Raw genomic sequence first — 22,074 nt, forward strand, 5'->3', positions numbered from 1 at the left:
CGGCACAATTCGCGCGTGGCGACTGGAACAACGATGCTCACGCGGGTGCCCCGCCAGGTTGTGGCCTGGGGTCTGCCGCTTTGGTCGCGTGGCCTGCCCGGCCGCCCGACCCCGCCCGACCTTTTCCGGGTGCTCTACTCGGCCTGGCTCGTGGCGTTCGTGCTCAAGGTGCTCGGCGCGTCGTGGGACGTCTCGTGGCACTTCCGCTGGCTGCGCGACGACCTCGCGCCGCCCCATCTGATCAACACCGTCGGCACGATGATCGTGGTCGGCCTGACGATCGTGCACTGGTACACCGGCTACGGCGTCGATAGGGCCGCCCAGCGGCTCATCCTGTGGGGGACCGGCACCTTCCTGGTGGCGATCCCGCTCGACCTGATCAACCACAAGGTCAACGGCCTCGACATCACCGCGTGGAGCCCGTCGCACGCGCTGCTGTTCATCGGCACCGCGTTCATGATCGCCGGAGTGATCCGGGGCTGGTACGTCGGCGCCGAACCGGGCCGCCTGCGGACCGTCGTGCTGGCGGCGCTGTTCGGCTTCTTCCTGGAGAACGCCATCTTCCCGAGCGAGCACCAGGAGTACGGGGTCGTCAGCCTCGCCGCCTGGCTGCGCGGGGAGCCGGAGGCCGAGCCGTCGCTGCTGGCCTTCGCTGCCGCCGACCTCGGGCGGCCGGTCGACACGATCGCGGTGCAGAACTTCGCGCTGCCGGTGCCCGACGCGGTCTACTCGCTGTGGGCCGGGATCGTCGGCATGGCGATCCTGGTCGCGGCCCGCAAGGCCACCGGCTACCGGTTCACCGCGACGCTCATCGCGGTGGGCTACGTGGCCTACCGGATGCTGATCTGGCCGATCCTCGGCGGGATCGGCTTCCCGACCTCGGCGATCCCGTTCTTCCTGATCCTCGGGGCGGTCTGCGTCGACCTGGTGTTCCTGGTCCCGCGGATGTACGGGCGGATCGTCATCGGCGGCCTGGTCGTCACCGGTGGCGTCTTCGGCGGGCTCTGGCTCCAGGACGCCTACGTGATCGCGCCGCCCTACGCGCCGTGGGCGTGGCCCTACGCGGTCGCCGGGCTCACGGTGGCCTGGCTCGTCGTGGAACTGTCCGGGAAGGTGCTCAGCCGCCCGTCCGCGTGATGACCACGGCCACGCCGTAGGCGAGGCCCATCACGGTCAGCTCGACCGCCGCCCAGGCCGCGAACGCGGTCGGGCGGCGGGCGACCACCCCCGGCAGCAGCCGGTAACGCATGTTGGCGCCCGCCAGGGCGACCACCCCGGCCAGCACGGTCTTGACGACCACCAGCAGGCCGTAGTGGGTCGTCACCAGCGACCCGGGGAACGCGTGGTTGGGGGAGAGCAGCAGCTCGACGATCCCGGTGAACAGGCCCGACAGGCTCACCACGATCAGCGCCGTGGTGGCCAGCTTCGAGAACCTCGGCAGGGTGCGGGCCAGCAGTTCGCGGTCGGAGGCCAGCAGCAGGGCCAGCGCCAGCAGCCCGCCGGTCCACAGGGCGGCGCCGATGACGTGGAGCTCCATGGCGACCATGCTCAGGTCGTGCCAGTACCAGTTCGAGGCGTGCCCGGTCACCGGCAGCGGCAGCAGGCCGAACACCGCCGCGCCGACCCGCAGCTCGGCCGGGACCTTCTCGCCGAACCTGACCGCGAACATCCCGATGGCCGCGCTGAACGTCGCCGCCGCCGCGCTCACCACCAGACCCTGGCCGGAGCCGATCGCGTCCACGTACAGGGGAAGATCGGGGAAGCGGCCCGGCATCACCTCGGCGGCGCTCAGCAGAGCCGACACCAGCGCGGCGAAGGCCCACACGACGGCCGAATACACGGCCCACCGGCGGGCCCGGGACGCGGCCTCCTCGGTCGCCTCGGGGTGGTCGAACCCCAGCAGCTTCGGCAAGAGGCTGAGACCGACGGTGACGAGCGCAGCGACATCCAGGACAAACCGGGCCACCGGGAGCCCGAACTCGACCCAGGGGCCCGCTGAGGGCAGCCCGAAGGGTGGTTCCGGGAGCGTGGCCCACGTCGCGACGATGAGCGCGGTCAGCCCGGCGCCGATGAGGCCCGCGAGGGGGAGGGCGCGCAGCCGCCGGTCGATGGCGGCGGGCCGGGAGGCGAGCAGGGTCATGCGGGCGTCCTGTCACGGGCCGGGGCGGCGGTGCCCGCCGGGCGGGGGCGGGTGCCGTGGCGGTGCAGGACCCAGGTCGACAGGGCCAGCATCAGCAGGGCGAAGATCAGCAGGCCCCAGACCCAGCTCCCGCCCGAGGCGGCCGGGATCGGCGCCGACACCGCGCCGGGCCGCGGCGCGAGGGTCGCCGGGGCGCCGGTGAAGGCGCCGGTGCCGGTGTAGGTGAACCTGATCGTGCCCGTCACCGGGTGGCCGTCGTTGGAGACGATCTGCCAGCCGATGACGTACACACCGGCGGAGGTGAGGGGTTTCACCGTCGCGGTCACGACCTCGTCGCGGACCGTCAGACCCGCGTCGTGACGCGCCCCGTCGGGCCCGGTGAGGGCCAGTTTCGCGAAATCGGCGCGGACGGGCTGGTCGAAGGTCAGGGTCACCCGGTCGAGCCGGGACACGGTCGCCCCGTCGGCCGGGTCACTCGTCTTGAGGACGTTGTGGGCCGACGCCGGCACCGGCCACAGGAGGGCCGCCAGGAGAACCAGCGAGACGGTGAGAAATCGCACGCTTGGCAGGGTAAGCCCGGGCCGCGTGAGCGTCACCTTTCTCACGCGGCCCGGACGCCTCGACGGGCAGAGTCGTTCCGCCCCGATGACCGTGAACCTAAGCCGCGTGATCAGGTGAGTCAATGTTTTCTTTTAAGAAAGTTTCCTGATAGTACTGCTTTAAGGCGCTCTTAAGCCTCGCTTAGCCGGGATACGTGAAAATGTGCCCGCACATGCCGTCGCGCGGCTCCCCGGACCCTTCTTGCACCCGGGCCTCGCGCAGATAGTCGTAGTCACCGCGCCGCAGCGACGCGAGCTGCTTCTCGGTGTCCTCGACCGCCTTCAGCGGGCCCTCGCGCCACAGGTCCTCGAAGTCGTCGAGACGGCCGCCGACCAGACGCACGGCGTGCTCCAGGAACTTCTCGAAACCCGGCTGCCCGGCCTCCTTCAGCTGCCGGAAACCCTCCAGCGCCAGATCGCGCCGCCAGCGCGGGGCCATGCCGGCCGCCCGCTCGTAGTCGCCGCTCAGCACCGCGTTGGGGAAGGTGAACACCGCGTCGCCCGCCTCGGGCAGCCCGCTGTTCTGCATCACCACGACGATCTTCAGATCGCCGTCGTTGACGAGCCGGTGGACGGTGCCCGGCGTGAACCACACCACCGCCCCGGGTATGAGGGGGGTCTCGTGGAAACCCTCCCAGGTCAGAGTCTGTACAGATCCGCTCCCGGCGACCACGACATAGGCCTCGGCGCACAGCGTGTGCAGGTGGGGCGAACCACCGCATCGGCCGTCGGCGCCGGGCCAGTCATAGACACTCAAGGCGGTGACGCCTATGCCGAACATGGGTGCTCCTTCACGTACGCGGCCAGCCGGGACCTATCCCAGCCCCCCGAGCAGACGACGACGCGATAGCCCAGCCGCATGCTCTCTCCACGCGGCAGGTTAACAACCTCGTCAAAGGCGATCGAGGGGTTGACCGCAGCGAATGGTGTCGTACGCACGAACCAGGTCACCGGGGCGGGGGTCTGGAACAGCAAAGTCGACGATCGGTCGACCCCGTCGTGGCGGCCGGCGTAGGCCAGCCATCGGGAGCTGCGGCCCATCATCTCAGGGCCCTCCCCGGTCTCGGCGATGACCTCGCCGTGCTCGAAGGAGCGCGGGCCGCGCCAGAACAGGCCGCAGTAACCGGCCATCGGGCGCCCGTTGGTCGTCGGGCTGCCGAACACGAGGTCGGCGCCGCGTACGTTGCGGAGCGTGGCGGTGAACTCCAGCGCCCACGAGTCGTCCTCGACGTCGGTGACGCGGAACTCGCGCAGTTCGTCGATCCAGTGCTCGCCGGCGAGGGTGTGCCAGCTCAGGTGCTGGGTGCCCGGTCCGTCGAATCCGTCGTGGCGGATCGTGCCGGTGTTGGGCAGGTCGACGTAGCCCCCGGTCTCGCGGACGTAGGTGCCGCCGCCCCAGAAGTTCTCGCCCGACAGGTCGGAGACCGTCATCGCCAGGCCCTTGTGCCAGCGGTGGTCGTGCGGCCGGAAGCCGCTGACGAGGTCGCCGTCGAGGGTCCTGATCGGGTGGAAGTAGGGCTTGGGCGACTCGAAGACGTCGGTGGTGCGGTCGTCGTACACGTAGCGCAGGATCTCCACGCCGCGTTCGTCGTAGATCAGCTCGTCCATGCGCCGCCGTCCAGCCGATGGTAGAAGGGGTCGTCGGCGGTGAGCTCCGACTTGGCCACGGGGCGCCTGCGGTGGGCCGAGGCGTAGATGCCGGTGGCCAGTTCCAGCGCCTGGCGGCCCTGGCGGGCGCTCATGGGCGGGCGTTCGTTCTTCTCGTAGGCGTCGAGCAGCACGTCGAGCTGTGCGGCGTGCGAGCTGGGCTCGTCGTCCGGGGGTTGCCACAGGTCGGTCGTGGCCGACCAGTTCTCGTTGCGGTAGCCGTACAGGTGACGCAGTTCGATCGTCGCGTCGGTGAAGTCGAAGCGCAGGTAGCTCTCCTCCCGGCGCGACAGCAGGCTCGTCACGACGGAGCCCAGCGCGCCGGTGGTGAAACGGACCGTGGCCATGGCGACGTCCTCGTACTCGACGTCGCGGTCGAGGGTCGCGGTCATCGCGCTCACCTCGCTCCAGTCGCCGAGGATCGAGAGCATGACGTCCATCTGATGGATCGCGTGGCCGACCGTCGGGCCGCCGCCCTCGGTCCGGAAGCGGCCACGCCACGGGACCGTGAAGTAACCGGGGTCGCGGTACCAGGCCGTCACGCACTGGGCCACCAGCGGGCGGCCCAGAAGGGGCGCGATCTCCTTCAGATGGCGGGCGCCGGAGCCGAAGCGGTGCTGCGAGACCACGGAGGCGTAGCCGGGTCCCTCGGCGGCGGTGATGGCGTCCCACTCAGCAAGTGAACGACATGCGGGCTTCTCGATCCACACCCAAGCGCCCGATTTGAGACATTCGATCGCCTGGACGGCGTGTCCGCCCGGTGGCGTGCACAGGTGAACCAGGTCCGGACGTGCGTTTTCGAGTAACTCGGTGACCGATCCGTAGAACCTGGGGATGCCGTGTTCCCTCGCGAACACGGCGGCCCTGGCCCGGTCGACGTCGGCGACCGCGACCACCTCGGCCCGATGGGCCTGGGCGCGCAGCGCGGGCAGATGGCAGACGCCGGCGATCCCGACGACGGCGACCCGGATCATCCGGCCCCACCTTCCGTTGTTGTGACCCAGGCGGGCGCCCACGCTCCCAGGGGCGCCCGCCCGGGCGTCTCACCTCACGACGAGAGCCGCGAGAGAACGGTACGGGGCATGCGGAAACCCGCTTCCGAAAGTTTCATAAGATTACCGAGACTTTTCGTTGCGGGTAACGTAAAGGCTGCACACGGCGCGCGTCAACGCCGTGAGTCGGAAAAGAGTCAGAGAACCCATCCGACGAGCCAGGCGGTGAAAATCAGCCCGGTGGCGGTCGGCAGGATGAGCACCCCGGGGGCGTCGTCGCGGAACACCGCCACCACCGACAGGCAGGCCGACACGACCACGAGCACGCTCGCCCAGAAGATGATCGGCGGGATCCCGACGGTGAACGCCACCGGATCGGACACCATCGACACGCTCCACGCCGCCACGGCGCAGAACAGCGTCCCGGCGACACCGGCCAGCAGGGTCAGCAGGCCGCCCCGGCGGATCGTGATCGCGCCGCCGGCCACCTGGAAGAGCGACAGCAGCGCGAACGCGCCCAGCGGCGCCAGCGCCCACGGGAAGCCGGTGGCCGTGTAGGCGGCGGGGGTCAGGTGCACGTCGCCCGGCTCGACCAGCGCCCGGGGCGCCTGGGCCGCGTCGCAGGGCGCGGGCGCGCCCGGGTCGGCCAGGAAGGCGCCGATGGTCCTGCGGCCGCAGTCGCTGACCTGGAAGACGCCGTAGCCGACCCCGGCGAACTCCTGGAACCGGGCGGCGGGCAGCTTCTCGGTGGCGGTCCTGACGGTGGCGGCGGGGATCGCCGGGTCGTACTGCCCGGCCAGGACGAGCACCGGGGCCTGGGTGAGCGCGCCCTCCTCGCCGGAGGCGGGCAGCCGCCACTCGGCGCAGGTGGTGGCGTCGTTGAACGTCGTGAACAGGGCCTTGGACGTGAACAGGTTGGTCGGCCACTCGTCCTGGCACTGCACGGCATAGTAGAGCCCCCACTCGCGGCCGGTCATCGTCGCGGCGGCGGCGTCGACCAGGGGCGAGAGCAGGTCGGTGTGCCCGGAGGCCAGGCCGTCGACCAGGGCGGGCAGGATCGGCAGGACCTCGGGGTCGGAGACCGACCCGGCCAGCAGGGTGGCGACGTCGTCGCCGGTCAGGGTGACCTCGATGCGCTTGCGGGTGAGCGGGTCGCGGGTGGCCAGCGAGACCGGCTCGGCGTTGAGGTTCTTGACCATGAGGTCGTAGCGGTCGGCCACACCGAGCCGCTCGAGCATGGCGCGCAGGGCGGCCGGGGCCTCGTCGTAGGCGGCGTAGGACTCCGGCAGGTAGGAGTCGAGCACGACCGAGGTGGCGCCCTCGGGGTCCATCGCGGCGGCCAGCAGCATCGTGCGGGTCGAGTAGCCGACGCCGAACAGGCTCCACTTCTCGTAGCCGAGGGTGCGGCGCAGCTCGACCACGTCTGCGGCGATCTCCTGGGTGCGGTAGCCGCGCAGATCGGCGGTGAGCCGCGCCCGGCAGGCGCGGGCCGCCAGCGCCATGTCGCCCTTGGAGGGACCGGCGGCGGCGAGCTCCTTGAGGGCCCCGGCGACGATCTCGGGACACTCCAGGCGCGGTTCGGAGAAGGCCCCGCCGCGCTGCTCCATGACGACGACGTCGCGGTCGGGCGCGATCTCGGCGATCGTCTGCGTCAGCTGGATGGAGGAGGCCCCGGGACCGCCGTTGGTGAACACCACGGGATCACCCTTGGGCGCGTCGACCCGGCGTACCGCGAACCCCACCCTGATCGTGTCGCTCTGGTAGGCGTCGCGCCTCTCGGGCACCAGCAGATAGCCGCACGTCGTGTCCGCGGGAACGGGCGCCGGACAGGCGTGCTCCTCGACCGACGCGCGCGCCTGCGCCTGCGCGGGTGCTGAAAGTCCCATGAGCATGACGGAAGCCGCGAACAGGCTCACCGCCGTCTTCCATCCGGGCACCCGTCAACCTCACTGCTAAATCTGCACTTGATGGGGGATAGCACGCTTTTTCGCGTGATCTCCGCCCGGACCACGGCAGAACCCTAGCGGCACAGGCCGAGTAACAGCTCCACAACGGCCGTTGATCCCGTGGAAAACGCGATGTAACCTCCCTGCCATCAAGGGAAACTATCGGAACTTCATCGAAAGTTTCTTGGACTGTATTCCCGGGACGGAAGGAACCACCGATATGTCGTTGACACGACGCGCAGTGGTGACGGCGGCGGCGGCCGCACTGCTACTGGCGGGCTGCGGAACCGGAGACGAGGCACCGCCCGCCGCAGGGGGATCGGCGCCGGCGGCGCAGGAGAAGGTCGTCATCGACTGGTGGCACATCCAGAACATCGAGCCCATGAAGCCGGTGTGGGACGCGATGGCCAAGGAGTACATGACGGCCCATCCCAATGTGACGATCAACATCAACCCGCTGGAGAACGAGGCCTTCAAGGCCAAGATGACCACGGTGGCGCAGTCGGGTGAGGGCCCCGACATCTACCAGACGTGGGGCGGCGGCGTCTTACAGCAGCAGGCCGACGGAGGCATCGCCAAGGACATCACCGGCGACATCGCCGACTGGTCGGGCACCTTCAACCCGGCCGCTCTCGCCGCCTACCAGCTGGGCGGCAAGACCTACGGCGTCCCGTACGACATCGGCATGGTCGGGTTCTGGTACAACAAGGACCTCTTCAAGAAGGCCGGCGTCGAGCAGCCGCCCGCGACCTGGACCGAGTTCCTCGACGCCGTCAAGAAGCTGAAGGCCGCCGGCATCACCCCGATCGCCCTGGGCGGCAAGGCCAAGTGGCCCGGCCACTACTACTGGACCTACCTCGCGATGCGGATCGCCGGGCTGCCCGCGCTCCAGGAGGCGGCGTCCGCCAAGTCGTTCGAGAACCCCGACTTCGTCGCGGCCGGTCAGAAGCTCAAGGAGCTCGCCGAGCTCGAACCGTTCCAGAGCGGCTTCCTGGGCGCCCCCTACGACACCCCCGACGGCCAGGCCGCGGCGATGGGTGGCGGCAAGGCGGCCATGGAGCTGATGGGCCAGTGGGCGCCGACCGTCCAGAAGGACACCGCCGGTGACCTCGGCGAGGCGCTCGGCTTCTTCCCCTTCCCCTCGGTCGAGGGCGGCAAGGGCGCGGCCACCGAGGCGCTCGGCGGCGGTGGCGGCTTCGCCGTCGGCGTGGACGCGCCGAAGGAGGCCACCGACTTCCTGAAGTTCATCCTGTCGGCCGACAACAGCCGTAAGGAGATCGCCACCGGCGCCGTCCTGCCCGTCGTCAAGGGCACCGAGGACGCCGTCACCGACCCCCGCGGCAAGATGGTCGTCGACGTGCTCAAGGGAGCGACCGGCTTCCAGCTCTACCTCGACCAGGCCTACCCGCCGGCCGTCGGCGCGCAGGTCAACGACAGCGTGGCCGAGCTGATCGCCGGGACCAAGTCGCCGGAAGAAGTGGTCAAGGCCATCACCGAGACCGCGCAGTCGGAGTAGTCGCGGCGTGAAGACGACAAAAGGACCGGAGAGTGCCGTCACGGCCTCTCCGGTCCCGCGACGCTTGATCCCCCCGCCACAGCCCCTGAGGCCCAAGAACCGGGGCAAGGCGCGGAAGCGGATCACCATCCTCCTGTTCCTGCTACCCGGCGTCCTGCTGTTCTCGTTCCTGGTGCTGGCGCCGATCCTGCTGGCGATGTACTCCAGCGTCTTCAAGTGGAACGGCTTCGGCCTGCTGCCGAAGAACTACGTCGGGCTGGACAACTTCACCCGGCTGTTCGACAACGAGATCTTCCTGGGCGACCTGCGGCGCGGCGCGCTCCTGATCGTGCTGGGGCTGGTGGTCCAGCTGCCGCTGGCCCTGGCCATCGCGCTGCTGCTGAACCAGAAGATGAAGCTGCGGGCCCTCTACCGGCTGCTGTTCTTCATGCCGTACGTGCTCAGCGAGGTCATCGCGGCGGTGCTGTTCAGCATGCTGCTGTCGCCGGAGCGCGGGTTCGCCAACGAGGTCCTCGGCTTCCTGGGACTCGGCGAGTCGAGCTTCCTGTCCGAGCCCGACACGGTCATGACCTCGCTGTTCGTCGTGATCACCTGGAAGTACTTCGGCTTCTACATGATCCTCTACCTGGCCGGCCGGCAGAGCATCCCCAAGGAGCTCACCGAGGCGGCCCAGATCGACGGGTGCGGCCCCTGGCACGTGTTCCGCTACGTGACGCTGCCGCTGCTCGGCCCGACGATCCGGATCACGGTCTTCCTGTCGGTGATCGGCACCATCCAGCTCTTCGACCTCGTGTACGTGCTGACCGGGGGCGGTCCCGTCCACGCCTCGGAGACCCTCGGTGTGACGATGTACGACTTCGGTTTCAAACGCTTCCAGGTCGGTTACGCCAGCGCGATCAGCGTGGTGATGTTCCTGCTCAGCCTGGTCTTCGCCATCGGTTACCAGCGGTTCGTGCTCAGGCGCGACCTCGACGGGGCCACCACGACCATGGGAGGTGGCCGCCGATGAGCGTCCACGCGCGGGAACGCCGGAGCACGCCGGGACGGATCGCCAGGCCGATCGCCCTGCACACGATCGTCATCATCATCGGCGTGTTCATCCTGGTCCCGATCGTCTACGGGATCCTGGGCGGCTTCAAGGACAACCAGCAGCTGGCCAACAACCCGATCGGGCTGCCGGCGCCGTGGGTGCCGGAGAACTACACGAACGTGCTCGCCTCGTCGGACTTCTGGCGGCAGGTGTTCAACAGCTCGCTGATCGCGCTGACCACGGCGTTCATCACCGTCGCGGTCTCCGCGCTGGCGGCGTTCGTGTTCGCCCGCTTCGCGTTCCGGGGCCGGGAGTTCATCTTCACCGTCTTCGCGGCCGGGCTGATGTTCCCGTTCGCGGTGGCGATCCTGCCGCTGTTCATCATCCTGCGGTTCTTCGGCCTGCTGAACAATCCGCTGGGGGTGATCCTGCCCCAGGCGGCGTTCGGCCTGGCGTTGACGATCATCATCCTGCGGTCGTTCTTCCGGTCGATCCCGCACGAGGTGGAGGAGGCCGCCATCCTCGACGGCTGCTCGCCGTTCGGGTTCTTCTGGCGGATCCTGCTGCCGATGGCGCGCCCGGCCCTGGCGACGGTGTCGGTGCTGGCGGTCGTCAACAGCTGGAACAACTTCTTCCTGCCGCTGGTGGTCTTCAACGACAAGGACTGGTGGACGCTCCCCGTGGGCGTGCAGCAGTTCACCGGCCAGTATTCGGCCGACACCGCCAAGATCCTCGCGTACGTGGTGCTGGCGATGATCCCGGCGCTGGCCTTCTACGCGGTCGCCGAGAGGCAGCTCATCGGCGGCCTCACGGCGGGGGCGACTAAAGGGTGATCGGCGCGGTGCTCTCACGGACCACCAGATCGGTGGCCAGCTCGACCCGGCGGGCCTCGGGGTGTTCCCCGCGGCCCATCGCCAGCACCATGCGGGTGGCCAGCGCGGCCATGTCCTGGAGCGGCTGGCGGACCGTGGTGAGCGGCGGCCACGCCGACTGGGCCAGCGGCAGGTCGTCGAAGCCGACCACGCTGAGGTCCTCGGGCACCCGCAGCCCGCGCTGCCGGGCCGCCTCGAACACCCCGAACGCCTGCATGTCGCTGCCGGCGAAGATGGCGGTCGGGCGGTCGGGCAGCGACAGCAGGGCATGACCGTGGTCGTGACCGGCGTCGGCGAGGAAGCTGCCGTAACGGATCAGGCCCGGCTCGACGGGCACCCCGGCGGTCTCCAGGGCGGCCCGGTAGCCGTCTATGCGGGCCCGGCTGCACAGCATGTCGGCCGGGCCGCCGATCATCCCGATGCGGCGGTGGCCCAGCTCCAGCAGGTGCCGGGTGGCGGCCAGGCCGCCGTGCCAGTTGGTGGCGCCCACGGAGGCGACGCCACCGGCGGGCTCACCCTCGGGGTCGACCACGACGAACGGCATCGAGCGGGCGGCGAGCTGGTTCTGCAGCCCGGACGACAGCCGCGAGGCGACGACGACGACGCCGTCGGTGCGGCGGGCGGCGATGCGCTCCAGCCAGTCGCGGCCGGGCCCGGCGTGCGTGTGGAGCACGGAGATGACGACGCTCGCCTCCGACTCGCGCGCGGCCGTTTCGGCGCCGCGCACGATCTCCATCGCCCACGGGCTCTCGATCTCGGCGAACACCAGGTCGATGAGCCCGACGGGGCCGTCGCCGGGGCTGACCCGGCGCTGGTAGCCGTGCTTGTGCAGCAGCCGTTCCACCCGCTGCCGGGTCTCCGGCGCGACTTCGGGACGGCCGTTGATGACCTTGGACACCGTGGGGACCGACACACCCGCCTCTTGGGCGATTACGGCGATCGTCACCCGCCTTTTCGCTGGCATGGCCGGAAGTGTATCCGAAAGGTTTCGGATGCGCGTACCAGGGGCGTCATTCCCGGTGGTAGCGCTCCCAGCTCTTTGTTGACGGTCCGTCAGCAGGATATCTATGCTGCGGCTTGCGAAATATTCGGTAACACTCCGAAACTTTCAAGGGGAATCGATGCCCGACCTGCGCGTGTCCGGATCTCACCTCGTCGACCCGTCCGGGCGTCCGGTGCGCCTTCGTGGCGTCGGGCTCGGCGGCTGGCTCAACATGGAGAACTTCATCACCGGCTACTCGGCCAACGAGTCGACCATGCGGTCGGCCGTGCGCGAGGTGCTGGGTGAGGAACGCTCCGAGCTGTTCTTCGACCGCCTGTTAACCTCCTTCTTCGGCCCCGCCGACGCCGACCTGCTGCGTGACCTGGGCATGAACTGCGTCCGCATCCCGGTGAACTACCACCACTTCGAGTCGGACGACCGCCCGTTCGAGATCATCGAACACGGCTTCCGCCACCTCGACCGGGTCATCGGCCTGCTGGGCGAACGCGGCATCTACAGCGTCATCGACCTGCACGCCCTGCCCGGCGCGCAGAACCAGCACTGGCACTCCGACAACCCCACCCACATCGCGGCGTTCTGGAACTTCCGCCAGTTCCAGGACCGGGCCGTCCACCTGTGGGAGGTCATGGCCGACCGCTACAAGGACAACCCCTGGGTGGCCGGCTACAACCCGATCAACGAGCCCGGCGACGTGCACGGCCGGGTCGTCGGCCCGTTCTACGACCGGCTGGTCAAGGCGATCCGCGCCGTCGACCCCGGCCACGTGCTGTTCCTCGACGGCAACACCTACTCGACCGACTTCTCGATCTTCCGAGAGGTGTACGAGAACACGGTCTTCGTCTGCCACGACTACGCCCTGGCGGGCTTCGCCCACGGCGGCCCCTACCCCGGCGAGACGCGCGGCGAGTGGGTCGACCGCTCGACCCTGGAGGCCGCCTTCGAGAAGCGCACGGTCTTCCAGCGCGAGACCGGCACCCCCATCTGGGTGGGCGAGTTCGGGCCCGTCTACACGGGTGACGCCGCCAAGGACGAGATGCGCTACCAGATCCTGCGCGACCAGCTGGAGATCTTCGACGCGCACTCCGCGGGTTGGTCGCTGTGGACGTACAAGGACGTGGGTCTTCAGGGGCTCGTCACGGCCGGTGAACCGTACATCGGAACCTTCGCCGATTTCATCGCCAAGAAGGGCCGTCTCGGGGCCGACCGGTGGGGCTCGACGATGGAGGAGAGCGCGGCCGAGATCTCCCCGCTGCACCAGCTGATGGAGACCGAGTTCCCCACCTGGGACCCCTACCCGTGGGGCGCCCGCTACCAGATCGACGACCTCATCCGGCACGTCCTGATCGCCCAGGCCCTCCTGCCCGAATACGCCGAGGTGTTCCGCGGCCGCAGCGACGAGGAGCTGCTGGCCCTGGCCGACTCCTTCGCCCTGGCCTCCTGCGCCCGGCGCCAGCCCCTGCTCGACCTGCTCAGCGCGAACCTGCACTAGGAGATCCGTTCCATGTTCCGAGCCGTGACGGCCCTCACACTCCTCCTGTTATGTCTGGTGGCCGTCCCGGCCCGGGCCGACGTCACCACCATCGCCAGCTACGACTTCTCCTCCGGCACCCAGGGCTGGGGCCCGCGCGGCGGCGGGGTCGTCCTCGACACCTCCACGGGCGCGCTGCGCGTCACCGGGCGCACCCAGAACTGGATGGGCGCCCAGATCACCCCGCCCTTCGAGAAGGGCGTCACCTACAACGTCACCGCGCGCGTCACCGGGAACGTCGCGCTGACCGTCGAGCGCACCCCGGCGGGCGGCTCGACCACCTGGGAGCGGGTCGGCGCCGCCAGCGGCACGTCCGTGGAGCTGGCCGGGTCCTACAGCTACGCCGTGGACTCCACCCTGAACCTCTACTTCGAGAGCGCCGACGCGACGGCCGACTTCACGGTCGACGACATCGTCATCACGTCGGACAGCGATCCCACGCAGTCGGGCCTGTCCACCGATTTCGAGACCGGGACCGCGCAGGGCTGGAACCCCAGAGGGGGCGCGACACTGACCGCTCTGGGTTCGGCGGCGCACGCCGGTTCCTACGGGCTCGCCGTCACCAACCGGCAGGCCAACTGGGACGGGCCGTCGCTGAACGTCCTCGGCAAGCTGGCCAAGGGGTCCAAGTACACCGTGTCGGTCTGGGTCAGGTCCGCCCAGGCGCAGTCGCTGGGTCTGTCGATCGAGCGGCGGCAGAACGGCACACCGTCCTACGAGCGGATCGTCGCGCCGTCGTCCATCACCGGCTGGACCCGGCTGACCGGCACCTACACCCTCGCCCACGACGTCGACTTCCTGAGCGTCTACGTCGAGTCGGCCGAGGGCACCCTGCCGTTCGAGATCGACGACTTCGTCCTGGAGTACGTCGCCCCCAAGCCCATCCAGACCGACATCCCGTCGCTCAAGGACACGGTGCCCTTCACGATCGGCGCGGCCTTCTACCGGGGCGCCTCCCTCGGCGAGCACGCCAAGCTCATCAACAAGCACTACGAGAGCGTCACCCCGGGCAACGCGCTGAAGTGGGACGCGACCGAGCCCTCCGAGGGCCAGTTCACCTTCGCGGAAGGTGACGCGCTCGTCGACTTCGCCACCGAGAACGACCTCCAGTTCCGGGGCCACACCCTCGTCTGGCACAGCCAGACCCCCGCGTGGGTGTTCGAGGGCGCCACCAAGGAGGTCCTGCTCCAGCGCATCGAGAACCACATCCGCGCCGTGATGGGCCGCTACAAGGGCCGCATCGGCACCTGGGACGTCGTCAACGAGGTCATCGACGAGAACCAGCCCGACGGCCTGCGCCGCTCGCCGTGGTTCGAGATCGCCGGCCTCGACTACATCCGCACCGCGTTCCGTGTCGCCCGCGAGGTCGACCCGGACGCCACGCTGGTCTTCAACGACTACAACACCGAGTTCCCGCGCAAGCGCGAGGCGATGTACAAGGTCGTGAAGCAGCTCCGCGACGAGGGCGTGCCGATCGACGCCGTCGGTCACCAGCTCCACGTCAACATCGAGCACCCGCCCGCCTACTTCATCGAGGACAGCATCGAGCGCTTCGCCTCCCTGGGCGTGGAGCAGCAGGTCACCGAGCTCGACGTGTCGGTCTACACCGACTTCGTGTCGACCTACGCGACCGTCCCCGCCGAGGTGCTGGCCCAGCAGGGCCACCGCTACAAGGAGATCTTCGACGTCTTCCGCCGCCAGGCCGCCAAGCTGACGTCGGTGACGATCTGGGGCGTGGCCGACGACGCGACCTGGCTGTCGACCTTCCCGATCAACCGCCTCAACCCGCCGCTGCCCTTCGACGACGAACTCCAGGCGAAGCCCGCCTTCTGGGGCATCGCCGACCCGACGAGGCTCCCGCCGGTGAATCTTTCACAGGTCGTCCCCGCCGGAACCGTCACCGTCGACGGCAAGCGCGACCCCGCGTGGGACCGCCTGCCGGACACGCCGGTGGCCCGGGTCGGGAACCTGTCGGCCTCCTTCCAACTGCGCAAAGCCCCTTCGGGTGTGTACGTCTTCGCGAACGTCACCGATGCGACCAACGACACGACCGACTCCCTGTCACTGAAGGTGGGATCGGCGACGTACAGGATTCAGCGCGGCGGGACCCACGCGCAGGGCTTCAAGGCCCACACCAAGAAGACCGACACGGGCTGGCAGGCCGAGGCGCTGCTGCCCTCGGGCGGCGCCACGGCGCTGGCTCTCACGGTCGACGACGTGAGCTCCGGCCCCGACGCGACGTGGACCGGCACGATGACCTTCGTCCCCGAGGTCAGGGAGTTCTCCGCCCCCAAGGAGACCCCCGTGATCGACGGCGTCGCCGACGCCGTCTGGAACAAGGCCACCCCCGTCGAGACCGGCACGTGGATCCAGGGCACCTCCGGCGCCACCGCCAAGGTCCGCGCGCTCTGGTCGCCCTCGGGAGTCCTCTACGTCCTGGCGAAGGTGACCGACCCCGTGCTCAGCGACGCGTCGCCGAACCCGTGGGAGGAGGACAGCGTCGAGATCTTCGTCGACCCCGAGAACAACAAGAACAAGGGCTACGACGATGACGACGGCCAGTACCGGATCTCCTTCACCGGCGCCGAGTCGATCGGCGGCACCTTCGACGCCTTCGGCGTCAGGGACAACCTGACCAGCGCCGTCTCCCGCACGTCGACGGGCTACATCGTGGAGGCGGCGATCAGGCTGCCGACCGTGACCCTGTCGAAGGACCGGGTGCTCGGCTTCGACGTGCAGATCAACGACGCGACCGGAACCGCTCGTACCGCGGCGGTGACCTGGCAGGACCCGACCGGACAGAGCTATCTGTCCACGGCGCGATGGGGAGCGCTACGGCTCGGTAAGTAGTGCATGGTCCAATAGGTTCTGGCGCCGGGCCCCGCCTTCCGCAGCGTGCGGGGCCCGGCGCCACTCTTCCCGGAGGCTCCCGCCGGTGTCCGCGAACCCGATCATCCCCGGATTCCACCCCGATCCGTCCATCTGCCGGGTCGGCGACGACTACTACGTGGTGACGTCGTCGTTCGAGTGGTTCCCCGGCGTCCCGATCTTCCACAGCCGTGACCTGGTGCACTGGCGCCAGCTCGGCCACGTGTGCCACTCACTGGATCTCGATGGTGTCCGCCCCTCCGGCGGCATCTACGCCCCCACCCTGCGCCACCACGACGGCGTGTTCTACATGGTCACGACGCTCATGGACGAGCCGGGAAACTTCCTGGTGACGTCCACCTCCCCCGAGGGGCCGTGGAGCGAGCCGGTCTGGTTCCCCGAGGCGCGCGGCTTCGACCCGTCGCTGTTCTTCGACGACGACGGCCGCTGCTGGATGCACGGCTCGCGCGAGCGGGAGGACAAGACCTATCCCGGGGACACCGAGATCTGGCTCCGCGAACTCGACCTGGCCTCGTTGAAGCTGGTCGGCGAGGAGTACGTCATCTGGACGCCGCACCTGAGAGGCGGCATCTGGACCGAGGGCCCGCACATCTACAGGGCCCACGGCTGGTACTACCTGGTGACCTCCGAGGGCGGCACCGCCGAAGACCACGCGGTCATGGTCGCCCGCTCCCGCATGGTGACCGGCCCCTACGAGGGGAACTCCCGCAATCCCGTGCTGACCCACCGCCATCTGGGCCTGCGCCACCCCATCACCTCGACGGGCCACCCCGACCTGGTGGAGACGCCGTCGGGGGAGTGGTGGTCGGTCCTGCTCGCCACCCGGCCCTACGGCGGCACCGACTCGACCCCTTTGGAGATGTCGGCGGTCCGGCGGGAGCACGGCTACAACCTGGGTCGCGAGACCTTCCTGACCCGGGTGACCTGGGAGGACGAGTGGCCCGTCTTCGACCAGGTGACCCCCGCCTTCACGGGCCCTTCGCTGCCGGTGCACCGCTGGCCGGCCGGTCCGTCGTGCGACCACTTCGACCGCCTGGCCCCCGAGTGGCAGTTCCTCCGGACCCCGCGCGAGACGTTCTGGTCCGTCGGCGACGGGCTGACGTTGAAGGTGCGCCCTCCCGCGCTGACCGAACGGGGGAACCCGAGCCTGGTGGCCCGCCCCCAGACCGACATCGACTTCGCCGCCCACACCGAACTCACCTTCTCGCCGGGGCGCGGGGAGCACGCGGGCCTGGCGCTGATCCAGAACGACGACTTCCACATCCGCCTGTCCCTGAGACCGGACGGCCTCGAACTCGTCCACCGCGCCGAGGGCATCGACACCCTGATCGCCTGGGCCGACGCGTCCGGGGGGCGGGTGTGGCTGGGCTTCGAGGCGTGGGGGCAGTCGTACCAGGCCCGATACGCGCTCTCCCCGGGCGACTGGCTCCCGCTGGGCCCGCCGGTCGACGGGCGGATCCTGAGCTCGACGGTGGCCGGGGGGTTCATCGGCACGATGATCGCCTTGTACGCGACTTCCGAGGGGCGTACGAGTTCGAATTCCGCTGCTTTCGCCTGGTTCGACTACCGCGCACTCTGAAATTCGATTGGCTGTTCTACTGAATCGAGTGCGCGGACGGTAATCAGTCGGTAACGTCCTGACACGTGCCAACGAAAGAACATGACCTACTCAATCAGCTCTTCCGAGAGAGGCCCCGGCTCGCTCTCGACCTGGTCAAACGAGCGAAGCTGCTGGAGATGCCGGATGACATCCCCGTCCGCACCGACCTGCTCGAACTGAGCGACCGCGTCTCGAAAGAGCTCCGCCCCGACCTCCTGCTCACGCTGGGGCCCGAGCAGGATCCCCACGCCGCACTGATCGTCGAGATGCAGCTTCAGCCTTCGGAGGCGAAGGCCCAGCAGTTACCGCGCTACGCGGCGGCGGTGTGGCTGCACCTGAACTGTCCCGTCCACGTCGTGGTCGTCTGCCCCACGCGGCGCACCGCCCGGTGGGCCGCCAAGCGCATGCCCACCAACCTCGAAACCTTCTACATCGAGCCCCTGGCCATCGGACCGGACGACATCCCCGTCGTCGGCTGGGAGCAGACGGCGGAGAACCCGTCGCTGGCGGTGCTCTCCCTGATGGCCCACGGCTCCGACGAGGACATCGCGGCGGGCATCCTGGGCGGTCTCGGAGAGCTGCCTCCCGGTGACACAGCGTCGTACTATGAATACATCCATAAAGTCTCCGCCCTGGCGGTGAAGTCGAACATGGAGGACTTCATGCTCTTCAACGTGCCCATCAGCACTCCGCTCGGTCTGAAGTACGTCGGCGTGGGCAAGCTCGAACAGGCCATCTCAGACGTCCTCGAAGTGCTCGAACTCCGGGAGATCACCCTCACCGCCAGCCAGCGCGCCCGCATCACCGGATGTAACGACGTCCACGACGTGCAGAGGCTGCTGAGGCGAGCCGTTCTCGCGGACGACGCCGCAGAGTTGTTCACGTGACCGATGAGGAGGTCGAACCGGTCTGGCCCTGTGGGGTGGTGCACTTCGCGCGAGGCGCGATCGCCGGCGAGGCCACAGGAGTCGTCAAAGGGAAGCTCGCGGCGCTGCTCGCCATCCTCGAAGTACGCGGGCTGACCCTCGACAAGGAGAAGTACGGCTGGGTCGAAGAATACGGCGGCGATCCCGAGGAGATGCTCGGCTGGATCAAACGGGCCGTCGTGGTCGACGATGTGGACGACCTCTTCCGCCACTTCTCAGGCCCGGCGAGCCTGTATCGACGCTGTCCCCATCGTCACTAGCCCAGGTGGCGATCGAGCCAGGTGAGCATTCTCTCTGAGCGGTCGATGCGGCGGTCCAGGCGGGCGTCGTGGGTCATCGAGTGGCCCGAGTCCGGATAGAGGATGTACTCCACTTCCGCTCCCAACCTTCGTAGCGCTACGAAGAGCTGTTCCGCGTCCGACGGTGGGCAGCGTAGGTCCTGTTCCCCTTGCAGGAGGAGCAGCGGGGTGCTGATGTTCGCCACGTTGCGCAGCGGGCTGATCTTCCAGAGGTGGTTCACCCCCTCTTCCGTCCAGGTGTCGCCCAGGCCCGAGTCGACGTCGTAGACGGCTCCTAGGTCGCAGGCGGCGAACCCCGACACCTGGTTGGTCACGCCGTTCTGGCTGATGGCCGCAGCGAAGCGGTCGCTCGTGCCGATGAGCCAGTTGACCAGGAAGCCCCCGTAGGAATTGCCGTAGCAGGCCAGCCGTCCGGGATCGGACAGGCCTTCGGCGATCAGGTGGTCGAGCACCGTGTGACAGTCGTCGGCGTCCGGGCCGCCCCAATCCGCACCCAGAGCCGTGCCCCATGCGTGGCCACGGTGGAAGGAGCCGCGGATGTTGGGACGGACGACCAGGTATCCCGCCGACGCCAGCAACAGGGCGTCGGAGTCGGGGGCGATCGGCCAGGCCCACGCCGGGCCTCCGTGCAGGACCAGCACTGTCGGGAGGTTCGTTTCCCGGTCGGTGCCGGGTGGGAACGTGAGGAAAACCTGGATGCCGTTGATGTCCACCTCTCGGTTGACCACCTCAGGAGGGTCGGGGAAGCCCGAGGGCATGAGGCGGGTCGGCGGGTCGAGGCGGTAGAGGTCGGGGCGGCTTACCGGGCCGAAGCTCGCTATGGCGCAGATGACGCCGCCTCCCTCGGCCAGCGCGTGGACGACGGGGTCGGTGGCGGGGTCGGTGAGGTCCACGCCGGTGCGCAGGTCGTGGGCGTATTCGCGGCCGTTGTCGCAGATGACGGTCAGGCGTTCGTCGGTAGTGGGGGCCTGGCCGGCGAATCTGTCCAGGGCCAGGGTCAGCGGGTTCGATTCGTGCCAGACGGTTTCCGGGTCCCAGTCGGTCGGGCGGCGGACCGGGGGTGCGACGGCGATGACGTCGCCTTCTTCCGTGTATGTGAAGCGGATGACCGCGCCCGGCAACGAGGTGCGCTGGGTGAGGGCGCCGGTCAGGGTCACCTCGTGGACCTGGGGGTTCGGGTCGCGGTCGTCGCCATCCGGGTCGGCGATGAAGCCGATCTTCTCGCCGTGGACGCGCAGGCACGACGCCCACCAGTCGCCCCCGGTCAGGCGGCGCACCTCGTCGCCGACCACGTGGACGTGGGTGGGATGCAGGCGCAGGCCGTGGCCCTCCTCGCGCCAGTCGAGGCGGCGGATCACCCGGGCGATGTCGCCGCGCATCACCGGGGACTCGTCGTCGGGGGCCAGGACGACGAAGCGGGTGTCGTCGAGCCAGGCGTATTCGACGACTCCCCGATTGAAGGAGGTCACCGTGCGGGCGGGGCCGCCTGCGGAAGGTCGTACATGGACCTGGTTCTTGTGCAGGTAGGCGATGGACGTACCGGAAGGAGAGAACGAAGGCGAAGAGGCGTCGGCGGTGAGGACCCGGGGGCGGCCGCCGGTCGTCGGGACGACGAGCAGGCGGTGGCGTTCGCGGCCCGCGACCACGCGGCGCTCGATGACGGCGACCTGCGATCCGTCGGGGGAGACGGCCAGTTCGGTGAGCAGACGGTCGGTCGCCAGGTCCTTCGGTTGCATCGGCGCTCCCGTTATTGCCAAGGTAAAGCCTGCTGTGTTTGAGTAGCGACTCAGTAAAACAGGAGGGGAGGACCGGTGGCCAGAGCGGTGCGGTGCGCGCGGCTCGTCGATGTCGTCGGCGAGCGGGTGCTGACCGATCAGCTCATCGTCATCGAGGGGGATCGGGTCGTTTCCGTCGGTCCCTTCCAGGGGTTCGACGGGGAGCTCCTCGACCTCGGGGATGCGACCGTGGCGCCGGGGCTGATCGATCTGCACACCCATCTGGTCGGGGTGGCGGCGTGCGGCGACTACGCGCAGGAGCTCAAGTACAGCGCCGCCCGGCAGGCCTTCGCCTCTCTTCCGAACGCCCGCGACACGCTGCTCGCGGGGTTCACGACGGTCCGCGATGTCGGGACGTTTCGCGCTTTCATCGACGTCGCGCTACGGGACGCCATCGACGCCGGGCAGGTCCTCGGGCCGCGGATGGCCGTCGCCGGGGCCTATGTGACGGTGAGGGGCGGCGGGGGGATGCTGACCGGGTTCGCCCACGACGTCGAGGTGCCCCGGGAGTTCCGGTTCGGGGAGACGCGGTCGGTCGACGACATCCGGGAACGGGTCCGCGAGATCATCTTTCACGGCGCCGACCTGATCAAGCTGATCGCGACGGGCGCGGTGCTGGCCAACGGGACCGTCCCCGGCGCGCCCGAGCTGACCGAGGCGCAGATGCGCGCCGCCGTCGAGGAGGCGTCCTGGTACGGGCGGTACGTCGCCGCGCACGCCCATGGGACCGAGGGCATCAAGAGGGCCGTGCGGGCCGGGGTGCGGTCGATCGAGCACGCCTGCTACCTCGACGACGAGGGCGCCGAGCTCATGGCGGCCCACGGGACCTACCTGTCGGCGGACATCTGGTGGGCCGACTGGATCAGCGAGACCGGGCCCTCGCAGGGTTACGACGCCGAGCAGCTCCGCAAGAACGACGAGACCGCCGAGGCGCAGCGCGAAGGCTTCCGCAGGGCGGTGAAGGCGGGGGTCAAGATCGGGTTCGGTACGGACGCCGGCGGGTTCCCCCACGGTCTTCAGGGGCGGCAGCTGGCCACGATGGTCGAGCACGGGCTGTCGCCTGTGGGCGCTTTGAAGGCGGCGACGCTGACTAGCGCCGAGTGCATGGGGTGGGAGGACCGGGTCGGTTCGATCGCGCCGGGGCGGTTCGCGGATCTGGTGGCGGTGCCCGGGGAGCTCGACATCACGAAGTTCGCCGAGGTGGCGTTCGTGATGAAGGGCGGCGAAGTCGTGAAGAACACCCTGAGGGGTGTCGCGTGACTTCCGGGCCCGGGTCTGTGAGCGCCGCAGAAACCGCTCAGCCGACTTCGCC

The 22,074-nt window shown here is 69.2% G+C and carries 18 protein-coding genes; 10 read left to right on the forward strand and 8 right to left on the reverse strand.

The features are described 5' to 3' along the window. Positions 1 to 15: 15 nt before the first annotated feature. Complete coding sequence (locus ACYQ78_RS24740) at positions 16 to 1,137, forward strand: hypothetical protein (protein ID WP_459803282.1); 1,122 nt, start codon at positions 16 to 18, stop codon at positions 1,135 to 1,137. Here ACYQ78_RS24740 and ACYQ78_RS24745 read toward each other — a convergent pair. The 6 genes from ACYQ78_RS24745 to ACYQ78_RS24770 form a co-directional block, all read right to left on the reverse strand. Beyond that, positions 1,118 to 2,140 carry a copper resistance D family protein gene (locus ACYQ78_RS24745; RefSeq protein ID WP_459803283.1) on the reverse strand — a complete coding sequence of 341 codons (1,023 nt, stop codon included), beginning with the start codon at positions 2,138 to 2,140 and terminating at the stop codon, positions 1,118 to 1,120. The genes ACYQ78_RS24740 and ACYQ78_RS24745 overlap by 20 nt on opposite strands. Further along, positions 2,137 to 2,700, reverse strand: coding sequence for a copper resistance CopC family protein (locus ACYQ78_RS24750; protein ID WP_459803284.1), 564 nt, complete (start codon positions 2,698 to 2,700; stop codon positions 2,137 to 2,139). Before ACYQ78_RS24750 ends, ACYQ78_RS24745 begins: the two co-directional genes overlap by 4 nt. Before the next feature lie 181 nt (positions 2,701 to 2,881). Beyond that, positions 2,882 to 3,520, reverse strand: coding sequence for a cupin domain-containing protein (locus ACYQ78_RS24755; RefSeq protein WP_459803285.1), 639 nt, complete (start codon positions 3,518 to 3,520; stop codon positions 2,882 to 2,884). Next, positions 3,508 to 4,347 carry a DUF6807 domain-containing protein gene (locus ACYQ78_RS24760; RefSeq protein WP_459803286.1) on the reverse strand — a complete coding sequence of 280 codons (840 nt, stop codon included), beginning with the start codon at positions 4,345 to 4,347 and terminating at the stop codon, positions 3,508 to 3,510. The genes ACYQ78_RS24755 and ACYQ78_RS24760 overlap by 13 nt, the downstream gene beginning before the upstream one ends. Next, positions 4,335 to 5,360, reverse strand: a complete 1,026-nt coding sequence (locus ACYQ78_RS24765; protein WP_459803287.1) for a Gfo/Idh/MocA family protein — start codon at positions 5,358 to 5,360, stop codon at positions 4,335 to 4,337. Before ACYQ78_RS24765 ends, ACYQ78_RS24760 begins: the two co-directional genes overlap by 13 nt. Before the next feature lie 215 nt (positions 5,361 to 5,575). Further along, on the reverse strand, positions 5,576 to 7,315 hold the full coding sequence (locus ACYQ78_RS24770; protein WP_459803288.1) for an alpha/beta fold hydrolase: 1,740 nt from the start codon (positions 7,313 to 7,315) through the stop codon (positions 5,576 to 5,578). Between the two features lie 229 nt (positions 7,316 to 7,544). Between ACYQ78_RS24770 and ACYQ78_RS24775 the strand changes: the two genes are divergently transcribed. From ACYQ78_RS24775 to ACYQ78_RS24785, 3 genes are all read left to right on the forward strand, one after another. Then, a complete protein-coding gene (locus ACYQ78_RS24775; protein ID WP_459803289.1) occupies positions 7,545 to 8,840 on the forward strand; it encodes an extracellular solute-binding protein in 1,296 nt (431 codons plus the stop codon). 64 nt (positions 8,841 to 8,904) lie between these two features. Then, on the forward strand, positions 8,905 to 9,849 hold the full coding sequence (locus ACYQ78_RS24780; protein ID WP_459803290.1) for a carbohydrate ABC transporter permease: 945 nt from the start codon (positions 8,905 to 8,907) through the stop codon (positions 9,847 to 9,849). After that, positions 9,846 to 10,703 carry a carbohydrate ABC transporter permease gene (locus ACYQ78_RS24785; protein ID WP_459803291.1) on the forward strand — a complete coding sequence of 286 codons (858 nt, stop codon included), beginning with the start codon at positions 9,846 to 9,848 and terminating at the stop codon, positions 10,701 to 10,703. The genes ACYQ78_RS24780 and ACYQ78_RS24785 overlap by 4 nt, the downstream gene beginning before the upstream one ends. Here ACYQ78_RS24785 and ACYQ78_RS24790 read toward each other — a convergent pair. Continuing rightward, positions 10,693 to 11,706, reverse strand: coding sequence for a LacI family DNA-binding transcriptional regulator (locus ACYQ78_RS24790; RefSeq protein WP_459803292.1), 1,014 nt, complete (start codon positions 11,704 to 11,706; stop codon positions 10,693 to 10,695). The two genes, ACYQ78_RS24785 and ACYQ78_RS24790, sit on opposite strands and share 11 nt — an antisense overlap. A 157-nt stretch (positions 11,707 to 11,863) precedes the next feature. Between ACYQ78_RS24790 and ACYQ78_RS24795 the strand changes: the two genes are divergently transcribed. The 5 genes from ACYQ78_RS24795 to ACYQ78_RS24815 all read left to right on the forward strand — a co-directional run bounded on the left by ACYQ78_RS24795 (position 11,864) and on the right by ACYQ78_RS24815 (position 18,948). Then, entirely contained in the window at positions 11,864 to 13,234 is a 1,371-nt protein-coding gene (locus tag ACYQ78_RS24795) for a glycoside hydrolase family 5 protein (RefSeq protein ID WP_459803293.1), read from the forward strand. Positions 13,235 to 13,246: 12 nt separating this feature from the next. Continuing rightward, positions 13,247 to 16,123 carry an endo-1,4-beta-xylanase gene (locus ACYQ78_RS24800; protein WP_459803294.1) on the forward strand — a complete coding sequence of 959 codons (2,877 nt, stop codon included), beginning with the start codon at positions 13,247 to 13,249 and terminating at the stop codon, positions 16,121 to 16,123. A gap of 85 nt (positions 16,124 to 16,208) precedes the next feature. After that, on the forward strand, positions 16,209 to 17,741 hold the full coding sequence (locus ACYQ78_RS24805; RefSeq protein ID WP_459803295.1) for a glycoside hydrolase family 43 protein: 1,533 nt from the start codon (positions 16,209 to 16,211) through the stop codon (positions 17,739 to 17,741). A gap of 158 nt (positions 17,742 to 17,899) precedes the next feature. After that, positions 17,900 to 18,649 (forward strand): hypothetical protein, encoded by a 750-nt coding sequence (locus ACYQ78_RS24810; protein ID WP_459803296.1) that lies wholly within the window; start codon positions 17,900 to 17,902, stop codon positions 18,647 to 18,649. Continuing rightward, positions 18,646 to 18,948 carry a hypothetical protein gene (locus ACYQ78_RS24815; protein ID WP_459803297.1) on the forward strand — a complete coding sequence of 101 codons (303 nt, stop codon included), beginning with the start codon at positions 18,646 to 18,648 and terminating at the stop codon, positions 18,946 to 18,948. The genes ACYQ78_RS24810 and ACYQ78_RS24815 overlap by 4 nt, the downstream gene beginning before the upstream one ends. On the opposite strand, the gene ACYQ78_RS24820 is transcribed toward ACYQ78_RS24815, so the two are convergent. Beyond that, a complete protein-coding gene (locus tag ACYQ78_RS24820; protein WP_459803298.1) occupies positions 18,945 to 20,723 on the reverse strand; it encodes a S9 family peptidase in 1,779 nt (592 codons plus the stop codon). The genes ACYQ78_RS24815 and ACYQ78_RS24820 overlap by 4 nt on opposite strands. A gap of 75 nt (positions 20,724 to 20,798) precedes the next feature. Here ACYQ78_RS24820 and ACYQ78_RS24825 point away from each other — a divergent pair, with 75 nt between their 5' ends. Then, the gene (locus ACYQ78_RS24825) at positions 20,799 to 22,022 is read left to right on the forward strand and encodes a metal-dependent hydrolase family protein (protein WP_459803299.1); all 1,224 of its coding nucleotides are present in this window, start codon (positions 20,799 to 20,801) and stop codon (positions 22,020 to 22,022) included. The last annotated feature ends 52 nt before the right edge of the window (positions 22,023 to 22,074 follow it).

This window comes from Herbidospora sp. RD11066, assembly GCF_054661255.1.

Bases quoted from the DNA above. Each gene is read 5' to 3' on its own strand.
- ACYQ78_RS24760 (WP_459803286.1), bottom strand. From the start codon at position 4,347: ATGGACGAGCTGATCTACGACGAACGCGGCGTGGAGATCCTGCGCTAC.
- ACYQ78_RS24755 (WP_459803285.1), bottom strand. From the start codon at position 3,520: ATGTTCGGCATAGGCGTCACCGCCTTGAGTGTCTATGACTGGCCCGGC.
- ACYQ78_RS24820 (WP_459803298.1), bottom strand. From the start codon at position 20,723: ATGCAACCGAAGGACCTGGCGACCGACCGTCTGCTCACCGAACTGGCC.
- ACYQ78_RS24795 (WP_459803293.1), top strand. From the start codon at position 11,864: ATGCCCGACCTGCGCGTGTCCGGATCTCACCTCGTCGACCCGTCCGGG.
- ACYQ78_RS24745 (WP_459803283.1), bottom strand. From the start codon at position 2,140: ATGACCCTGCTCGCCTCCCGGCCCGCCGCCATCGACCGGCGGCTGCGC.
- ACYQ78_RS24810 (WP_459803296.1), top strand. From the start codon at position 17,900: ATGCCGGATGACATCCCCGTCCGCACCGACCTGCTCGAACTGAGCGAC.
- ACYQ78_RS24790 (WP_459803292.1), bottom strand. From the start codon at position 11,706: ATGCCAGCGAAAAGGCGGGTGACGATCGCCGTAATCGCCCAAGAGGCG.
- ACYQ78_RS24765 (WP_459803287.1), bottom strand. From the start codon at position 5,360: ATGATCCGGGTCGCCGTCGTCGGGATCGCCGGCGTCTGCCATCTGCCC.
- ACYQ78_RS24785 (WP_459803291.1), top strand. From the start codon at position 9,846: ATGAGCGTCCACGCGCGGGAACGCCGGAGCACGCCGGGACGGATCGCC.
- ACYQ78_RS24775 (WP_459803289.1), top strand. From the start codon at position 7,545: ATGTCGTTGACACGACGCGCAGTGGTGACGGCGGCGGCGGCCGCACTG.
- ACYQ78_RS24800 (WP_459803294.1), top strand. From the start codon at position 13,247: ATGTTCCGAGCCGTGACGGCCCTCACACTCCTCCTGTTATGTCTGGTG.